Annotated in this window: 16 protein-coding genes; 9 read left to right on the top strand and 7 right to left on the bottom strand. The window is 48.4% G+C overall.

The genetic code is table 11. The annotated features are described in order from the left end of the window. Positions 1-508: 508 nt before the first annotated feature. The 3 genes from SU32_RS15800 to SU32_RS15810 form a co-directional block, all read right to left on the bottom strand. Positions 509-2,020: a HEPN domain-containing protein gene (locus SU32_RS15800; protein WP_144421179.1), complete on the bottom strand. Its 1,512-nt coding sequence runs from the start codon at positions 2,018-2,020 to the stop codon at positions 509-511. 243 nt (positions 2,021-2,263) lie between these two features. Continuing rightward, on the bottom strand, positions 2,264-2,896 hold the full coding sequence (locus SU32_RS15805; protein WP_054000351.1) for a tyrosine-type recombinase/integrase: 633 nt from the start codon (positions 2,894-2,896) through the stop codon (positions 2,264-2,266). Positions 2,897-3,016: 120 nt separating this feature from the next. Then, a complete protein-coding gene (locus tag SU32_RS15810) occupies positions 3,017-3,955 on the bottom strand; it encodes an AraC family transcriptional regulator (protein WP_054000352.1) in 939 nt (312 codons plus the stop codon). Positions 3,956-4,052: 97 nt separating this feature from the next. Between SU32_RS15810 and SU32_RS15815 the strand changes: the two genes are divergently transcribed. Continuing rightward, positions 4,053-4,790, top strand: a complete 738-nt coding sequence (locus tag SU32_RS15815) for an SDR family oxidoreductase (protein WP_054000353.1) — start codon at positions 4,053-4,055, stop codon at positions 4,788-4,790. A gap of 474 nt (positions 4,791-5,264) precedes the next feature. On the opposite strand, the gene SU32_RS15825 is transcribed toward SU32_RS15815, so the two are convergent. Further along, positions 5,265-6,134, bottom strand: a complete 870-nt coding sequence (locus SU32_RS15825) for a MurR/RpiR family transcriptional regulator (RefSeq protein WP_054000355.1) — start codon at positions 6,132-6,134, stop codon at positions 5,265-5,267. Positions 6,135-6,247: 113 nt separating this feature from the next. Between SU32_RS15825 and SU32_RS15830 the strand changes: the two genes are divergently transcribed. The 5 genes from SU32_RS15830 to SU32_RS15850 all read left to right on the top strand — a co-directional run bounded on the left by SU32_RS15830 (position 6,248) and on the right by SU32_RS15850 (position 11,349). Further along, positions 6,248-7,285 carry an ABC transporter substrate-binding protein gene (locus SU32_RS15830; RefSeq protein ID WP_054000356.1) on the top strand — a complete coding sequence of 346 codons (1,038 nt, stop codon included), beginning with the start codon at positions 6,248-6,250 and terminating at the stop codon, positions 7,283-7,285. A gap of 79 nt (positions 7,286-7,364) precedes the next feature. Further along, a complete protein-coding gene (locus SU32_RS15835; protein WP_054000357.1) occupies positions 7,365-8,474 on the top strand; it encodes an ABC transporter ATP-binding protein in 1,110 nt (369 codons plus the stop codon). Further along, the gene (locus tag SU32_RS15840) at positions 8,471-9,397 is read left to right on the top strand and encodes an ABC transporter permease (RefSeq protein ID WP_054000358.1); all 927 of its coding nucleotides are present in this window, start codon (positions 8,471-8,473) and stop codon (positions 9,395-9,397) included. The genes SU32_RS15835 and SU32_RS15840 overlap by 4 nt, the downstream gene beginning before the upstream one ends. A 1-nt stretch (position 9,398) precedes the next feature. Continuing rightward, on the top strand, positions 9,399-10,229 hold the full coding sequence (locus SU32_RS15845) for an ABC transporter permease (RefSeq protein WP_054000359.1): 831 nt from the start codon (positions 9,399-9,401) through the stop codon (positions 10,227-10,229). A 1-nt stretch (position 10,230) separates the two neighbouring features. After that, positions 10,231-11,349, top strand: a complete 1,119-nt coding sequence (locus SU32_RS15850; RefSeq protein ID WP_054000360.1) for a DmpA family aminopeptidase — start codon at positions 10,231-10,233, stop codon at positions 11,347-11,349. A gap of 162 nt (positions 11,350-11,511) precedes the next feature. Here SU32_RS15850 and SU32_RS15855 read toward each other — a convergent pair whose 3' ends face one another. From SU32_RS15855 to SU32_RS15865, 3 genes are all read right to left on the bottom strand, one after another. Further along, complete coding sequence (locus SU32_RS15855) at positions 11,512-11,904, bottom strand: hypothetical protein (protein ID WP_054000361.1); 393 nt, start codon at positions 11,902-11,904, stop codon at positions 11,512-11,514. Positions 11,905-12,046: 142 nt separating this feature from the next. Beyond that, the gene (locus tag SU32_RS15860) at positions 12,047-13,129 is read right to left on the bottom strand and encodes a DUF5681 domain-containing protein (RefSeq protein ID WP_054000362.1); all 1,083 of its coding nucleotides are present in this window, start codon (positions 13,127-13,129) and stop codon (positions 12,047-12,049) included. Then, positions 13,126-14,724, bottom strand: a complete 1,599-nt coding sequence (locus SU32_RS15865; protein WP_201454985.1) for a site-specific DNA-methyltransferase — start codon at positions 14,722-14,724, stop codon at positions 13,126-13,128. The genes SU32_RS15860 and SU32_RS15865 overlap by 4 nt, the downstream gene beginning before the upstream one ends. A gap of 508 nt (positions 14,725-15,232) precedes the next feature. On the opposite strand from SU32_RS15865, the gene SU32_RS15870 reads away from it, so the two are divergent. The 3 genes from SU32_RS15870 (at position 15,233) to SU32_RS15880 (ending at position 18,873) form a co-directional block, all read left to right on the top strand. Further along, a complete protein-coding gene (locus SU32_RS15870) occupies positions 15,233-17,518 on the top strand; it encodes a heavy metal translocating P-type ATPase (protein ID WP_054000363.1) in 2,286 nt (761 codons plus the stop codon). 115 nt (positions 17,519-17,633) lie between these two features. After that, positions 17,634-18,104 carry a DUF411 domain-containing protein gene (locus tag SU32_RS15875; protein WP_054000364.1) on the top strand — a complete coding sequence of 157 codons (471 nt, stop codon included), beginning with the start codon at positions 17,634-17,636 and terminating at the stop codon, positions 18,102-18,104. A gap of 37 nt (positions 18,105-18,141) precedes the next feature. Next, the gene (locus tag SU32_RS15880; protein WP_054000365.1) at positions 18,142-18,873 is read left to right on the top strand and encodes a heparan-alpha-glucosaminide N-acetyltransferase; all 732 of its coding nucleotides are present in this window, start codon (positions 18,142-18,144) and stop codon (positions 18,871-18,873) included. The last annotated feature ends 3 nt before the right edge of the window (positions 18,874-18,876 follow it).

An 18,876-nucleotide genomic window follows, 5' to 3' on the forward strand; every position in this document is an offset into this window, starting at 1 on the left:
TCCAGCTTTTCGCCAATCAACGACACGCGCATGCCATTGGGCTTCTTCAACATCGCAACCAGTTGGTCGCTCTTATTGAGTGTAGGTGAACTTGTTGTCATATCCGCTTCTCCGCTCTGTACCCAAAGCCGACCACCGGCCTTGTACTGAGCAGAGCCCGGAACCGGGCGCTAACGATCAAACACTTATATGACAGACGCAGTACTGCTTCCTTTCGGCAAAGAGTCCAGTCGAGAGATTGACAAATATCTAGACAGATTTCGTGTCGCCAGTTGCTTTCCGCTGAGGTCGCACTGCCCTTTCCGATTGGCTGCAATGGGCGGGAAGCGGACATTACCTAGCGATCCCAAGGAGAAAAGTGCGGCACTAATGTCAGATTAGCGTCGGTCTACCTGAAGTTTTTTAAGTCGAAAATTGTTAGTGATCTGACGAATTGGTGCTTTTTTAAGAGTGCAGCCAAATTGTAATTTGCAGTCAAAAACACTAAATCAACAATTTCGTAATTGCGTCAGCTATCAGAGTTTTGTTGGTCTGCTGCGGCAGCTCGCAGAATTAGTTCACTATCGATTTTTGACGGATCAAGATATTTTGGATTGGCGAGCAGAGTTCTCAGCACAAATCGAAGTAATTCGGCGGCTAGCTGCCGATCTTCTTTGCCAAATTCAGTGCCCTTGTGGGCAGCATTCTTTGAGCGATTCTTCCTTTTTCCATGAACGATCGCAGAGCGTGCTTCGTATAAGCGCTTAACTTTCTGGGCAATTTCGGGGGCTGGCTCAGCATCTGCCGACAACCAAGAAAGAGCCGCCGTGCGGAGTCTAAGTTTATAGGAAAGAGATTGGTTTTGGTCATCACCCAACAACAACTCTAAACCAATCGTGCCATCTAGAACGGCATCGGACGGGTCGCTGCGTGTCAGGCAACCATTTAAGCGCCTCATCGCAAGCCTTATTGATTCACTGTCGCTGTCAATTATTTGCTCGTACACATGCCGGACAGTATCCATTTCTTCAGCCGATATTGTAGGACATTCCTCAGCCCATCCGAAATTATCGAACTGAGCTGGATACTGCCGTAGAGATGCACCGTACACAGGCGGCAAGTCGCAATAGTAATCCAACGCCCAACCTCTTGGTACCCAGAGAAGTTGCGCGTAACCGGTCCTAACCCCAGTAGCTATTCTTAGCGCGCAGAGGAAAGTATCTGCGGCGTCCAACTCATTTTCAGATGCCGATGAAAGTGAGTTTGAAATTTCTGACGCACTATCACTTTCTATGGACCATTCATTGGATACAAAGGCATGGGTTGCAGCATTTACAACCTGTTTCGATGCTCCAGAGCCATACACAGGAAGCCGAGCGCGCGAGAGCTGAAGCCTCTTGGGAATACGTGATAAATAGCTCGACTCTGACAAACGGTAGTGATCGAAATCAAAATGCGTGAGGGCGATCGGCACCATTAATGTAATTCGATGTTTTCCTTGAACAACGCCAAACTTGAGCGGTGCCAAAATTGCGTTTCTGGCCTTTGGTTCTATCGGTGCTTCAATCCCATTATGATGCAAATACTTCTCTACAGCGCTGCCAACGATATTTTTGAGCAAGAGCTCGGAAAAAACTGCTTCATCCTTGTAATCGGTATATTTGAGTTTTCGACCGATATCATGCGTTTCAAGAAAATTCTTAAGGCTTTCATATGCTGGAAGTTCGCTATCGGGGACATCAAACTTAGCCATTAACGCACCAAGCAGCCCTCGGGACCTTACAACACCAACGTAATTTCGGGGAGATTTGTCATCGTAGAAGCCAGCCTCATGGAAGCTGGGAAAGCCAGCGCTTGTGGTAGTTTTTTTGGGATAGTCGTGATGTGGTCCGACATTAGTGCCGGGGAGCTTTATCTTTGCAACTACAGTGTTGTGAAGCTCGTCAAAAGCAGCTTCGAAAAGAGACTCAAACTCATGAAGCTCCTTTTTGAAGCGTTTAAACTTGGCAAGCCGCTCCTCAGATGTTGCATTCTCGCTCAAGTTACCTTCACCAATGCTTCTTTTCAATTTGTATCGAAACTTACACTTGAGCATGTGTAAGGAAAGTTATCCGCGTACAAAAGTAGTTTATCATACCACGAATACTAGTAAACAGCCCACATAGGTGGTCACAACGGAATTCAGGTAACGGCCAGTGTAGACCCATGATAGCGCAAGACCAGAAATATAGTGGTTGATCACCAATGTCGGCTTTGGGCCGGCAATGAAGCCGACCCAGTTTGCTTAAATTTCCACATTCTCAGAAATTGATAACGCGTCTTCGAGATCCACACCGAGGTAACGCACTGTGCTATCCATCTTTGTGTGACCAAGTAGCAGTTGGACTGCGCGCAGGTTACCTGTCTTCCGATAGATCTGAGCGACTTTAGTTCGACGCATTGAATGGGTTCCATAAGCGCTTGGTTCCAATCCAATAGATTTCACCCAGTCCTTCAGCATTCGCGCATATTGGCGTGTAGAGATGTGCGGGCGATCGTGGAAGCGGCCAGGCCATAGGAACTCATGTCCACTCATCATTGGATCTTGAAGCCAATCAATAAGTGATTTTCTTGTGCCTTCGCTTATCTCAAAACGAACAGGTGTTTTGGTCTTGCTTTGCAATATAGACGTACGCTCTTTGATTGAGCCAGCTGAGTACACATCGGTTACCTTTAATCTGACTAGATCGCAGCCGCGCAGTTTGCTGTCTATCGCCAAATTGAAGAGCGCTAAATCACGGATGGAATTGCTGAGTTCTAGGCGCACCCTGATGGCCCAAACGTGTTTCGGCAACAGCGGTCGTTTTTGGCCAATAATGCGGCCATAATTCCATGCGCGCTTAGACGGAATTATCATTGGAAGATTAGAAGCGGACATAGTGAAGTCTCCTCTACCATACCCTCCAACCGCAACACTCAGACATTAAGCAAGAGGATTTTGTCGCATAGCATTATGGAAGGCAATTTCCGCTTCGAGCCCAGAGCACTCAATGTTGCACTAATGGCCAATGACAGCTTTTTCGGGATTCATTAGACCATGATCCTTCCGATATCGACCGGGTGAAATGCCAAGCTGTCGCTTGAACGCCAATCCAAAAGCACTTTCAGATCCGTAGCCAGAGGCTTGAGCAATGCCTGAGATCGGCTCTACACCTTGCCGCAACGCAGCGCAGGCGCGTTCCAGTCTCCATTGGGTCAGGTAAGCCAAAGGGGGCAGCCCAACCTTTTCCGCAAAAATCCGAGCAAAAGACGACCGCGACATACTAGCCGCGCGGGCCAAGTCTTCCACTTTCCACCCATATTCTGGATTGCCATGCATCACTGCCAGCGCCCGACTGATTTTAGGGTGTGCAAGGCCGTTCAGCCACGTTGGCGAACGAAAACCATCCCCAAATGCATATGCCCGCAGCGCATGGACAAGCATAACATCTGCAAGACTTTTGCTCGCGGCATCGCTTCCGATTTTCTGATTTTCTAATTCACTGTCCAACAATGAGAGAGACAGACGCAGCGCTTTCGCGGAATGGCTCTGCGCTGAAATCTGGATGACCTTTGGCATAACCTTGAGCAGAAAATCGATGGGGCCACCATGCACATCGAATCCACCGCCAAGCATAATGGTATCGTCACCGCCAAAACATCCCGTCTTCCCTGTATCCCAATCGAAAGCGTTCAGCCCATCCATTGGGGTTACTGTCGCATCGCTTGCGACGACATATCCTGCTGCATTCGAGAGAAAGAATGCATCGCCCTCACAAAGATGCACCGGATTTTCTTCGTCAGGAATGAGCCAAGCTTCCCCTTTCATCACGGCAACAAATTTTAACGTCGTGCGCAGAGAAAACCTCAAAGACCACGCACCAGAGGCTTCCAGCCGTGAGCAACGGACACTGCGCAAATTGAGATGATTCAACACATCAGAAAGCACATCGATCATTTGGACGTTCTCTACAGATTTTCACATCTTAAATTATAGAAAATCCGCGCAGCCTCGTCAATTATTGGGAAACAGAAAACAAAACAAAGGAGATATCATGCCCCACACAACCCAAAAAGTTATTGCTATCACCGGTGCCAGCAGCGGGATCGGTCTCGCGACAGCAAAGCTGTTGGCCCAAAGCGGCGCGAAGCTTGTGATTGGCGCACGCCGCGCAGATAGAATTGACGCCGCCGCAGAGGGCTTGCGCCGGGACGGCGCAGATGTGATTTCTTGTAGCTTAGACGTCACCGACCGCGCGAGTGTATCGGCTTTTGTGAGCCAAGCCGTGGAACGGTTCGGCCAGCTCGATGTTTTGGTGAACAATGCCGGGATCGCCCCCATATCAGCTCTCGATGATCTGAACGTTGACGAATGGGACGCGATGATTGATGTCAATCTGCGCGGACCGCTCTATGGGATTGCGGCAGCCCTGCCGATCTTCCGACAGCAAGGAAGCGGCCATGTTATCAATATCGTCTCAACAGCTGGATTGGTCCTCGCACCGCATATGGCCGTCTATGCCGCGACAAAGAATGCGTTGCGGACGATTGGTGAGGGGTTGCGACTAGAGTCTGGTCCCGACCTACGTGTTACAAACGTCTCGCCCGGATTTGTTCAAACGGAGTTTGCCAGCTCCATTGCGGATGAAACCGTAAGAAGCGCCATCGAAAAACGAATGGGTGAAATCGGTCTGTCAGCCGATTCAATCGCGCAGACCGTTGCTTTTGCCATTAACCAACCATCCGATGTTGAAGTCGGCGACATTGTTATCCGCCCGGCGGCACAAAACTAGGGCCGGTTGGTTTTCTTTCGAGCAAGCTGCCCTTCATCTAGATCACTCGAACGGCAGTTTTGCGTCTGCAATGCCGACATCTAGTCACCAACAGCTCTCAGGTTGCTTCAATGTCCGCTCTTGGCAAAGCCAGTTTTGGTGGTCGAATGGCCGCAAAGGGCCGAAAGCGCCCCACCCTCTTACTCACATTGACCCATAACTCGCCATTATGGAACGAATTCAACGTGTGAATTGGAATTTCGAGCTTCCAATCGTAAATCCACCTAGCAACAAGTTTGAAGTGTAACGCTAATAGTTCAATGATATTCCAGCACTCCATAGCTCGCTTTCGCCCCACTCGGCCATTTACAGTGGCATTTTTTGAAGAATGAACTCCTTAGCAATCTGCTCGGGCAGGTGCGGGCGTGTCGGTTTCATGTAGCTGCCCAGGCCTGGTGGATTGGTCCACATTGCTTTCTTTTGAGGTTCCGATCATTAAAACAGTTTCAATCGCCTCGCATTCTTTTTCCAACTCGCCAAACGCTTCTTCGAACCCTCCCTGTCAACTGTAGCTGAATGATTTGTCAGCAGGCTTAAAATCACATTCAGCCCGATGGTCGATTCAAGGAACAAACCGGTGTTGGACGGTGCATAAAGAGCGGCATCGGCCAGATCAGAGCTCCAATGGCAATATTCATCAGAAACCACGATTGATGAGCGTCCCTGCCGTCTGGCAACCTTCATCAATTCCTGCCCCTCGGTTGCATAAGGCACAACGTCGATCAGTATAAGACATTCGTGTTTGGCACGATCATTTTTACTGTCCAGCCATTCGCCCAGCATTCCGTCATGTGGTGACAAATACTGTACATCGGGACGTGCAATGGAAAGCCGCCGCGCAAAATCTTCCGCCAACCCACGCACGGATTGAAAACCGGTGATATAGATTTTGTGCGAATCTTCTATAAGTTTAGTTGCACGCCGCCAATGGTCATTGCCGGTCTGCTCAAAAACCGAACGGATGACAGAAATTTCCGACTCCATAGTTTTGCTTAAGTACTTATTGATATCCGAGGTCGGAACAATCGGTCTGCCGCCAACCGAGTAATGCTGGCGCAAAATCTCTTTCAAGTGCTTTGTGCCATTATAGCCTAAACGGCGCATCAGCCTGCCGACTGTTATTTCACTAACACCTACACGCTCGGCCAGTGATTTTCCAGTTTCCGGCCCGATCGTCTGCACATTTAATAACATAAATTGCGCGATCTTTGCTTCCTGTTTAGGCAGACTTGGCAGGGCCTGTTCAAGCTTGCCTATAAATTCACCAAGCGGACCCTGCGGAAATGATGCAAATCCATCGCTCATAAGTGCCTCTTAAAATGACAGAATAATAACATTTGACAATAAAGTTATTATTACATCACCCTGTAGCAATCAACTGCGACTTGAATATCCAGATGCAAAACGAGGAGAGCAAGATGAATGCTTTGAAATCTATAAAAATTGCCGCGTTGGCGCTGACAGCTTTGGCAGCCACGAATGCCGCACAGGCGCAGGAAAAATTGAGCCTTTACAACTGGGGAGACTACATCAACCCTGAAGTTCTCACCAGATTTACCGAAGAAACAGGCATTGAAGTCTCCTTAGACACATATGGATCCAATGAGGAAATGCTGGCGAAAATCCAAGCCGGCGCGAGCGGATACGACATTGTATTTCCATCTGTCCATATGCACGACATTATGAGCCAGCTGGATTTGTTGGCCAAGACGGATATTGGCTCCAGCCCTGGCTTTGATAATATTGATCCTCAATTTGTACGCGCCAGCACTGACCCAAATGCAGAATACTGCCTGCCCTATGCATGGGGCAATGTCGGCATCGTTTACAACAAAAACAAAGTTGATGAACTTTCTGGTTGGGCTGATCTGTTCGAATTGGCAAAAAGCGGCGAGAAGATCATATTGCTTGATGACCCTCGTGAGACAATTGGCATTGGCCACATTCTGAACGGCACCTCTGTCAATTCCACTGATGAAGCAGAAGTGGTTGCCGCAGCAAATGTTATCAAAGATAATCTCGAAAACGTATCAGCGTTTTCTTATGATAGCATTCCCTTAGTGCAGTCAGGCGATGTGGCAGCCGCCCACTGGTATGTCGGTGCGAACATCTTTGTTCAGCAAAACCCGGACATCCTCGAGTACATAATTCCGGAAGAAGGGGCAACGATGTACCAAGAAGATATGTGCGTTCTAAAAAATGCTCCTAATCAGGCCAATGCAAAAAAATTCATGGAGTTCTACCTCAAGCCTGAAATTGCAGCTTTGAATGTGGAGCAACAAATGAACGGCACACCTAACATTCCTGCTCAAGCGCTTATTCCATCGGAAATAGCAGACAATCCTTCCATCTATCCGCCTGCGGATGTTTTGTCCAAACTGCAAATCTTCGAAGACCTTGGCCAGGATTTGAAGCTCTATAATCGTGAATGGACTGCGATTAAAACTGCACAATAAAACGGTTAGTACCTAAACACCTTGAGGCGCGCTGCATTCGATGTGCCGCGTCCTTTCAAAGTCACAACCGAGATATGCCATGTCCCCTATTCTAAACATTACTGGTGCAACAAAACGTTTTCACACGCCGGACGGTAAATCTGTGACTGCTCTTGATGACGTGTCTTTGCGTGTTGAACAAAACGAGTTTGTCACACTTCTGGGACCATCAGGCTGCGGCAAGACCACACTGCTGCGTGCGATCAGCGGATTTGAGGGCCTTGAAAGCGGGGCAATCGAAATTGCAGGTTCTCCTGTTACCCACCTTCCCGCGCATAAACGACCGGTCAACACAGTATTTCAGAACTATGCGCTTTTTCCGCATATGACGATTGCAAAGAATATTGCCTACAGCCTCGACGTTGCTGATACCCCCAAGAAAGAAATTTCAGAACGCGTTGGTAAAATGCTGGATATTGTCGGACTCGCCGGCTTCGGGGACAGAAAAATCAACCAGCTTTCCGGCGGCCAGCGGCAGCGCGTAGCGCTTGCACGCTCGCTTATTGCACAACCCAAAATTCTGTTGCTCGATGAACCTCTTTCAGCGCTGGACAAGAATCTGCGTCATAAAATGCAGCAGGAACTGAAATCACTGCAGGCCGAGTTCGGCATTGCCTTCGTATTTGTCACGCACGATCAGGAAGAAGCATTGACAATGTCGGACCGTATTGTGGTGCTCAGCGACGGTAAAATCCAGCAGCATGGCACTCCTGAAGACCTCTATAGAAGACCAAAAACGGAATTTGTCGCGCGGTTTGTTGGCGAAAGCAATTTGTTTGAAGGTCATGTCGTTGAAGCGTCATCTCAAAACGCTCTTGTCCAAATTGGGAACGGCCAGAAAGTTTCCATCAACAAGTCCGGACTGAGAGAGGGCGTAAAAGTCAAATTACTGGCGCGGCCAGAGGACCTGTCTGTCGGGCATAATGCAGACCGTGAAGGTCTGAAATTTAAAGCAAAAATTGATCAATTGTTCTTTGTCGGTGCAGACTATCAAATCCTTGCCACAACCCATGACGGACTTGCTATAAAAGCGACTTTGCGACCAAGCGCCCAGTCACGTGACCCTATTGGCTCGCCACGATCCGAAATTGAATTTTTTATCGATAAAGAGGCACTGCATGTGATTGCAGCTGAAGCGGTGCACGAATGATCAGTTCTAAAACGAATGTGGATCGCAGACGCATCATGCTCTTGGGATTGCTCGTCCCCCCAACGCTCTTTTTGCTGGTCTTTTTTATCGTGCCGCTTACCATAATGGTGATCTACAGTTGGCTTGAACCCGGACTTTACGGTGGTGTGGTTTGGAACTTTTATGATCTAAATTACGGCCGGATTTTAGGATGGGCCGACTCTCGATATGAAAAATTTGATCCGGTCTATCTCGCTATTTTTTTCAAATCGGTTCGTCTGGCGCTGACGACTGTCCTTATTTGCCTGTTCGTCTGTTATCCCGCTGCGTTCTGGATCAGCAAGATGAGCGACACGAAAAAGAATCTGTTTCTTTTTCTGGTTACCTTGCCCTTTTTCGTCAGCCTTATAGTGCGCCTGTTTGCCTGGGTTCTAATTTTACGGCCCACCGGATTTCTAAATCAGGCGCTGATGGGCACGGGACTAATATCAGAACCGCTCCAAATCATTTTCACAGATACCGCCGTAATTATTGGCATGACCTATGTGTTCATACCGTTCATGTTTCTTCCACTTTACGCCTCAATAGAAAAACTCGACATGTCGCTGCTTGAATCTTCATCTGACCTAGGCGCTACCCGGCTGCAAACATTCAGGCGTGTGATCCTGCCACTGACTTTGCCCGGCATCATCGGCGGTTCGATCATTGTATTCATTCCCGCACTCGGCAATTTTATCGTTCCCTCGCTTCTAGGGGGTGCAAAAGTGCTGATGATCGGCAATCTTATCGAACAACAGTTTCTTTCAGCGCGAAATTGGCCGTTCGGCTCTGCCCTTGGAATGATTGTTATGGCTGCAATACTTGTGCTTCTGGTTTACTACGTAAAAATGATGACCCGTGAAGACCGGTTAGCAAGAACGCCTTCGATCAAGGAGGTGCAGTGATATGAAAATTCTAAAGGTTTTGCGATCCAGTGCTCTGTCAATTTACGGCTACTTCTTTTTCGCATTTGTCTATGCGCCGATATTGCTGATCGTTGTCTTTTCGTTCAATTCAAACCCGGTCAACATGATGATCTGGGAAAGTTTTACCCTTGACTGGTACAAAACCATATTTGGTATGACCAACGCATCATCAGAATCCGCACTATATCTGGATTCAACCGACCAGCTTTATGCCGCCGTTCAAAACAGTCTCGTCATCGCTCTGACGACAACGCTGATTGCGACGGTGTTCGGTACGTCGATTGCGCTTGCTGTCGCACGGTTCAAGTTCAAACTGAAGGGCTTCTACAGGGCGTTGATGTTCATGCCCATGATTATGCCCGATATTGTCCTTGGCATTGCATTGCTGATTTTCTTTGTCAGCATCGGAGCCCAGCTATCGATCTACACCATCATTATCGGGCACTGTACGTTTCTGACAAGCTACGTGTTCATAGTCGTATCAGCGCGAATTGCCGATATGGACGAAACTCTGGAAGAGGCCTCCGCAGACCTAGGTGCCAATGGATGGACCACATTTCGCAGGGTGACTTTGCCGATGATTATGCCCGGAGTGATTGGCGGTGCGCTTTTGTCATTCATCATATCAATGGACGACCTGGTTATCACCTACTTCATCGCCGGCGTGGACAGCCAGACTCTCCCTGTTTTCATCTATGGAATGCTCCGTCGCGGCATCAAGCCGGAAATCAATGCGATTGCGACGATTATGCTTCTGTTTTCAATAATCATAGCGTCGATAGGTCTTTATATGAGATCGAGGAGAAACTGATATGGATGCCGGGATTCCAACCAAACCGCGCGCACGCGCTATAGGGTTAACTTTCTGCGGAGAAACCGGTCCATACAATGCCATTACGGATGTTCCGGGCGTTCTGGTCGGCTATGAGACGTTATCATCCTATGTCGACCCCGCCCTGCAAACAGGTGCTCTACCGGTTCTAACCGGTGTAACAGCAATTCTGCCACGCGGTTTTGATAAGACGCCCCGGCCGGTATGGGCCGGTCAGTTTTCACTGAATGGCAATGGTGAGATGACTGGAACACATTGGGTTAAAGACGGCGGCTATCTGGTTGGTCCGGTGATGATAACAAATTCCCATTCAGTCGGCCCTGTCCATGACGGTGCCACACGGTGGATGGTCGAGCATTATGCGGACAGCTGGCAGCATAATCATCTGTGGGCAATGCCAGTTGTTGCAGAGACCTATGACGGTGTTTTGAACGATATAAATGGCTTTCATGTTACAAAAGATCACGCGTTATCAGCAATAAAATCAGCAAAGTCGGGCACAATTGAAGAAGGCAATGTCGGCGGCGGCACCGGCATGATTTGCTATGAATACAAGGGGGGCACCGGTACGTCCTCCAGAACATTTGCGATTGACGGCGGTAACTTCACACTGGGCGTTCTTGTACAGGCAAATCACGGCATCCGACCATGGTTGACGGTATCGGGTGTACGGCTGGGTGAGACCATGTGCGCAGATAGAATACCGGGGTTCAAAAATGAGCGCGGCTCAATTGTGTGCATTATCGCAACTGATTTGCCGCTATCGCCGCTCCAGTTGGAGAAGCTCTCGCGCCGGGCGACCATCGGGATAAGTAAATCCGGTTCGCCGGGCGGCAACAATTCAGGTGACATATTTCTGGCGTTCAGCACAGCTAACGAGGCAGAGTTGCCGCAGTTTTCAGGACCTTGGAGAACATTCATAAGTCTCAATGACGAATTTCTAGACCAAGTTTACCTATCAGCTGTGGAGGCTATTGAAGAAGCTGTTCTGAATGCCATGCTGGCCGCAAATGATGTACCAACTGCTCGGCCAACGGGCTCGGTGTGCAAATCTATTGATGGCAAAGAACTTCTTGATAACTTGAATTTTTCTTGCTGAACTTTTTAAGATTTAGAGAGTGCCACGTTTGGCGCTTACAGTATTTTTCTGACACTAGTTGAGATGGGAAAAGATAATACAAAAAACGGTTTCATAAGTTGCAAACATCATGCGATCATTAAGTGCTAATAGAAAACCATCCATTGGAAGTGACACGGAAATTTAATCGTCGTTAAGTCTCGGCTCTTGTTTCTTATCCTCAAAAACAAACCTGGCCCGTGTGTTGGATATCCTTTCTATTCTGAGGCCTTCGAGAATTCGTTTTCGAACAGCACGGTCATCGGCGATGGCTTTTTCAACATAGTCGAAGTCCTGAATGATTTGCTCCGGCAGATGCGGGGGCAGTACGCCGGTTTCTTTGATGTAGGTGCGCAGACGCTGGAACATCTCGCGACGCTCAAGAATCTTTGAATCTTCGCCAAGCTGGAAGGCGACGGCATTGACCATTCGCTTTGCGCTTGGCTGCGTCATTTCATCAGCACGCATGTGAATGAGTGTTATGACATCTTTGAAGGCATCACGATATCCGCGTACATAGTCCGGTATTTGTGTCATGGTATGGGTGAGTCCTCATTTATGGTATGTGGCTACACACCGGATTGGCTTCCAATTGCGTCCTGATTGCGTCCGGAACGCTTGGAGGTTCGGCGTCTTTCGTGTCTGCCCTGTCTTTGATGTTGTAGTTGCCGTTAAGCTCTTACCGCTTGTTCACTCGTTTGAGTTGATCACCGAACTCATTGGCGATGTCACATAGTTCTTCTGCATCCGTTTCCGTTATCTGACGATCACTATTTGTAGCCTCATGGCAGAATTCATGAAGATCGGCGCAGAAGTTCTCGGCAGCCTTGATGCCAGGAAACCGAAGTCCGCGTTTGACATTTGTATCAAGGAGGCCGCCTTTGTCTCTCAGCGCGTCATGCCATGCTGATTTGACGGCTTTGAGCAGATTGCGCTTGTTGATTTTCTCAGTCCGCCAAACAGCATTGAGCCAGTCGCTATCACTATAACGCATTCTGGCTGGCAGTAGACGTTCATAGTTCTTTGCAAACAACAAAGCGCCCATACCTGCTGTCTTGTCAGTTTTAGGTGCAAGGCGTCGATCTAATTCTGCTTGAAGGATGAACGCCTCCCTGAAGCGCATGGTTTCATGGCACTTGCGCAATGCTTCTGGTGTCGTCGGGCCGGTAAACCTGATCGTCAGGTCTTCATTGATTTCAATATCGTCTGGATGAGGCAGGAAAGCTTCTTCGTCGATCGCAGAGCCCTCATCTGCCAGCGTCTGAAGCTTCGCAGTCATCACAGTCTTATAATCATGCCAGAATATGGCATCTGCTACCTTCTTGCGCAGCTGTATGCGCTCGGCCCTTTCAATCCGGTTTTGAATATCTTTCTGCGCATGGGCATTGCCGTTCAGCGCTGACTTGGCCTGTGCCTGCGCCAGCGCTTCTCTACCACTCATTTTAATAGGCTGGTCACCCACCTTTACGGTCAGCTCTTTGTCGGCAAATTCCAGAATGATTTGGTCGATGGCAAGCTGATAGGTGTGTTCCGATATCTCGATTACTTTGTTATTCGTTGCGCCGATTGAAGCCTTGCTGCTCTTGCTTTTTGTGGGCCGCCCCTTGGGATTACCGGACTGCCCTTTTTGAAAGCGGGTACTGTGACTGACATCTTGCTTGTCAGTTCCATTTGCATCACCAAGCAGAGTGCGCTGCTTAATCCTGTCAGTGTTTATCGCATCATTTGGTTGCGGCTGCTTTTTATTAGACTCATCTGTCATGACCGCACCTCGCCGACTTTGGAGCTGGTGACAGCGCTATTTGGATGGGACTTGCCTAATACTGATGATTGGTCGTTTGGCGCAAGCGCGGACGATGACGCGACTGCCTCCTTGTCTAGATTGCTTACAACATTCGATGATACCGGAACGTCCACTTCATCAGCGCCTAGCTTTGGGTCAGTACGCGCAGCCGGCGTCGCGTCACTGTCTTGCCCTACCGGCGATAGCCGAGGCCTATTAGTGTTTGTGACTGGCGGGAAGTCTGTATTCCGATGTTCATCCGGTTGGCTTTCTTTGAAACGTTCAGCGGCTATTTCCTCGAACGTCTGACCGCTTGCTTCCAACCGTGCCTGCTGGCCTGTGAGCTTTTGCCATCGCCGCACGATCGTGTCGCAATAGGCTGGTTCATATTCAAGAAGATAAGCAGTGCGTCCACATTGTTCAGCCGCAATCAGTGTCGAGCCAGAACCAGCAAACATATCCAGAACTATATCGCGTCTTTTGCTGCAATCCTTGATGGCATCTTCGATCATAGCCACCGGTTTAACCGTTGGATGCATGGCCAGTTCTTCACCGCGTGTTGCGCTCATCGAGCTAATACCGGCATAATCCCACACATTGGTGCGATAGCGACCTGTCTCGCCAAGCCCAAAGCTATTGATGTTGGCAGCCGTTCCTTTCTTAAACACAAAGACTAATTCATGCTTGGAGCGATAGAAGCTTCCCATACCGCCATTGGTCTTGTTCCACACGCACAGGTTCTTCAATTCATCAAAGGCTGTCTCACCCGCATCCAGCATCTCACGCATATGGCGCCAGTCCATACAGACAAAAGCAATAGCCCCATCACGGCACACTGAAGCCGCATTGGACAGTGTGGTTGTCAGAAACGATGTAAACTGATCTTTCGTCATCTCGCCCGAAGCAAAGGCGAACTCTTTATGCTTTACACTCCCCTTACCGCAGACATTGCCGTCGACCTGAACATTGTAAGGCGGATCGGTAAAAATCAGATCGACAGACTTTCCACCCACAAGCCGCTCAATGTCCCCGCGCCTTTGGGCATCACCGCACAGCAGCCGGTGCTTGCCCATCAGCCAGATATCGCCTGTTCTTGTAACGGGTGGCCCATCCACTTGCTCAGGCATCTTATCTGCATCATCGCCGCCGCTCTGATCATTAAACGCCAGTGCGATATCAATCTCTGCCAGCTCGAAGCCTGTCAGTTCCACATCGAAGTCAAGATCAATCAGGCCTTGCAGTTCAATCGCAAGCAATTCTTGGTCCCAACCAGCGTTGAGCGCCAGCTTATTATCAGCCAGCACATAGGCACGTCTTTCCGCTTCACTTAAGTGCGACAGCTTTAATGTGGGAACCTCGTGCATACCTAGCAACTCAGCTGCCCTCACCCGGCCATGGCCGGCAATGATCTCACCATCATCACTGATCAAAACTGGATTGGTAAAGCCGAATGTCTCAATGCTTTTTGCAATCTGCTTGATCTGACGGCGCGAATGGGTTCGCGCGTTCTGGTCATAGGGCGTCAACTTTAAAATCGGCAAATATTCTATCTCAAGGCTATCATTGGTCATCATCGCTACTCTCTCACGCTATGAAGGCACTCAAAAACGCCTTCGATTCAGTGAGACCAACAATACGCTCCTCATTTGACGATTAGAATCCGCCCTCACGCCACCACAAAGCCTCCAGCGCGTGAAACAGAACTAAATTCAACAAACCTACCCCAACCTTCAAACGCCTCTCCAGGGGCTTTGAAGAGGCTTCGAAAACGATTTGAAAAAAGCCGTTTTTGAGGCTTTAAAAACAGGCCGAATAAACCTGTGGATAAATATTACTTACGTTTACCGCGTTCTCACCGGCAGTCCGGATTCAGTTCTCGGTTTCTTCAGTAAAATTTATATTACTAATCCGCTTCCACGGCATCTTATAGCGTCAGATCACTTTGTGTCTCAGCATTCTGACCTTACTGCGTGCCTCAATTGAAGTGTTATCAAAATATATGCTCGCAAGTGATTTTTACTATTGAACCTCTAGTTGCTAGAGGTCTTAGAAAGATCTTGTCAGTGCAATCGGAGAAAAATTATGAAGCCTAGAAATGTTGAAAATTATGAATGGACTGTTTCAGGCATGGACTGCGCTTCATGCGCTTCAAAGATCACCAAGGCTGTAGAACGATTACCTGGCGTCGGCACAATAAAACTGTCTATCATGTCAGAGAAGTTAAAAATTGAACTTGATAAAGAAACGGGAAATCCAGCCAAAATTGAAAAGACAATCAGAAAACTAGGATATGGAGTTGAGCGCCAGATCAAAGCCATCCCAAGTACAACCGAAAAAGATGAACCCGATCAAGTTCATAATTGCGTGGACTGCAATCATGATCACGCAGACGAACATTCTAGTCGCTCTGTAAAGCATCCGAACAAAGTTGATGCAAACATTCAAAATGAACAGCAACGCCTTCATAATATTCCAACTGACCGTGAGACGAGTTGGTATCAATCAGCGAAAGGTCGTCTAGTTATTGGTACCGGCCTTCTACTTGTTCTTGCATGGGCCATTGAATTAGTTGCCGTGTCGGGCATTGGAAAATGGGCCTTCATTGTTGCTTGTGTGTTGGGTTTGATCCCTGTGGCGCGAAGAGCATTTGCCGCACTCACAACAGGCCAACTATTTACAATTGAAATGTTGATGACAATCGCAGCTAGCGGCGCGTTGTTTATTGGTGCGGCAGAAGAAGCCGCACTTGTTGTTTTTCTATTTGCTGTTGGCGAACTTTTAGAGGGAGTTGCAGCCAATAAAGCGCGTGATGGCATTCGTTCACTAGCCCAACTCGTTCCTAAAACAGCCCTACTCGAAGATAATGGAACAACTAAAGAAGTTGCCGCAGAAACTTTAAAAATCGGAGAGATTGTGCTGGTGCGCCCAGGCGATCGTGTTCCTGCCGACGGCCAAATTGTATCAGGATTCAGCGGACTCGATGAAAGCCCTGTGACAGGAGAAAGCATACCGGTGGCAAAACAGCCCGGGAATGATGTATTCGCCGGTTCGATCAACACGGAAGCAGCTTTGCGGGTGGAGGTGACAAAAACAGCGCAAGACAATACAATTTCCCGTATAATTCAGCTTGTCGAGGAGGCAGAATCCGCCCGAGCACCAACAGAGCGCTTTATTGATCGGTTCAGCCGCTGGTATATGCCAGCAATCGTCATTGCCTCGGCTCTCGTGATCGTCATCCCACCGCTTGTATTGGGCGAGGCGTGGGACACGTGGATTTACCGCGGTTTGGCTTTACTTCTGATTGGCTGTCCGTGCGCGCTTGTTATTTCTGTGCCCGCTTCAATTGCTTCGGCACTCTCTTCATCAGCCAGAAAAGGCATGTTATTCAAGGGTGGAGCTGTCATTGAAGCCGCTGCAAAGACGCATCAAATTGCATTTGATAAGACAGGAACACTTACTTACGGCCGACCAGTTGTGACGGACGTCATAGCTCTGGGTGATTATACCGACCATGAAATTCTTAAAATCGCTTCAGGCGTGGAAGCAGGTTCCAGCCATCCGCTTGCGGTAGCAATTTTGAGAAAAGCGGAAATCGAAAAGATAACCCTTCCTAAATCAGATGGCGCTAAAGCGCTCATGGGCAAGGGAGTTGAGGCCATCGTAGACGGTGTCCCGGCATGGGTGACAAGCCCCAAATATGCCTTATCAAGCAATGTAATAACCGATAAAAATATGGAAATTGCTGCCACATATGAACGTCAAGGTAAAACTGCAGTCATTGTTTATCGAAAAAACGAACCACTTGGATTGATCGCTATGCGCGATGAACCGCGCAAAGATGCTGCTGAAGCTATCGCTCAAATTAAACAGCTTGGAATTACGCCTATAATTTTGACTGGAGACAATGAACGAACAGCAGCAGCGATTGCAGATGGATTGGGCATGGAGTTTAGTGCCGGAATGTTGCCGGAAGATAAGCTCGAACACATCCGAATAATGAACCAAAAAGGCGGCGTTATGATGATTGGTGACGGTATCAATGATGCACCAGCGCTGAAACAAGCATCGGTAGGGGTCGCTATGGGTTCAGGAACGGATGTCGCGCTCGAAACTGCTGACGCAGCGATCTTGCGAGATCGCGTGACCGATGTTCCGGCAATGATCCGCATGTCACGAGCTGCCATGGCAAATATAAGACAAAATGTTGTGATCGCACTTGGGTTGAAGACCGTGTTTCTAGTAACCACAGTATTTGGGATAACGGGATTGTGGATTGCAATACTGGCAGATACGGGCGCAACTGTACTCGTAACAATTAATGCATTGAGACTGCTGGGGTATAACCCAACGAAAAGCGATGTCCGCTAACAAGACCTAACGAACGCAGATGCGATATCAAGATTATGCTTAGAAAAAGTATCAACGCATTGGACACAACCAATTTGCTCATCACATTATTAGTGAGACAAAGTGAGGACATAACATGGAAATCTCTCGACGAACTTTGATGATAGGATCGGGCGCATTCTTATGTGCTTGGACCACAAAAGCAGTAAGCGAAATCAATCCTAAAATACATGTCGTCAAGGGTCGCGGTTGCGGCTGTTGTTCGGCTTGGGCCGATTTGCTGACAGATCAAGGGTTTAGCGTGACTTCCGAAGAGCTTCACCCCGCTGACCTAATTCAGTTCAAGCTCCAAAAAGGAGTTCCGCAGGAACTCACTTCTTGTCATACCGCTGAAATCAATGGTTATATTATTGAAGGGCACGTGCCCGCTGCTGATATCCAAAGATTGATTTCCGAACGCCCTGCTGCAATCGGAATCGGTGTCGCGGGAATGCCCTACGGCTCCCCTGGAATGGGGCCGGAAAATCAACGCGAACAGTATGACGTAGTGTTGTTTAAAAAAAACCAAACGACGAAAATTTTCAATTCATACGCGCCTGTAAAATAAGTGAATTACTGAAATTTGACTCGGCTTCTCCAAAAATATGACAGACAAATTTTCGCGCTTAATCGAAGTTGATCTCATACGAGGATTAGCGATCCTTGGCGTCGTTGTATTCCATATTGTATGGGATCTCGAATTTACGGGTCTCATTTCGGGTATTGCGTTCCACCCGATTTGGCTGGGATTTGGCCGTTCCCTAGCGGGAACATTTATGTTTCTTGTCGGGGTCAGTCTGGTGCTTGCACACCAGCGAACGTTTAAAGTAAAAGCATTCCTTAATCGACTGTCCGTTGTGGTACTTGCAGCGTTTACGATCAGTGTGGTGACTTGGTTTGCATTCCCTAATCATTTTATCTTCTACGGTATTTTGCACGCTATTGCTGCGGCAAGCTTGGTCGGCGTACTATTTCTACGACTACCCTTGCTTTTCGTTGTGGTAGCAGGAGCGCTGTCATTCCTATTGCCGCAGTTTTTCCGATCCGAGGTTTTCGACACACGCTGGCTTGCCTGGATCGGCTTTTATGAGAATGCACCTCCCAGCAATGATTTTGTACCATTTTTTCCTTGGGTCGGCCTCAGCATTCTGGGCGTCGCTTTTGCAAGGTTCTTCAAGCTTCCAACAAAGAGCAGTTCCTTGCCGCTAAGTATTCGTAAAAATCCTTTTACGAAATTTATCGCATGGTCCGGCCAGAAAAGCTTGCCAATCTACCTCGTCCACCAACCGGTTCTGCTCGCACTCATCGTCCCTCTATCTTGGCTCCTTAACGCTTAAAGC

This window comes from Ahrensia marina (genome assembly GCF_001293565.1).
Taxonomy (GTDB): Bacteria; Pseudomonadota; Alphaproteobacteria; order Rhizobiales; family Rhizobiaceae; genus Ahrensia; species Ahrensia marina.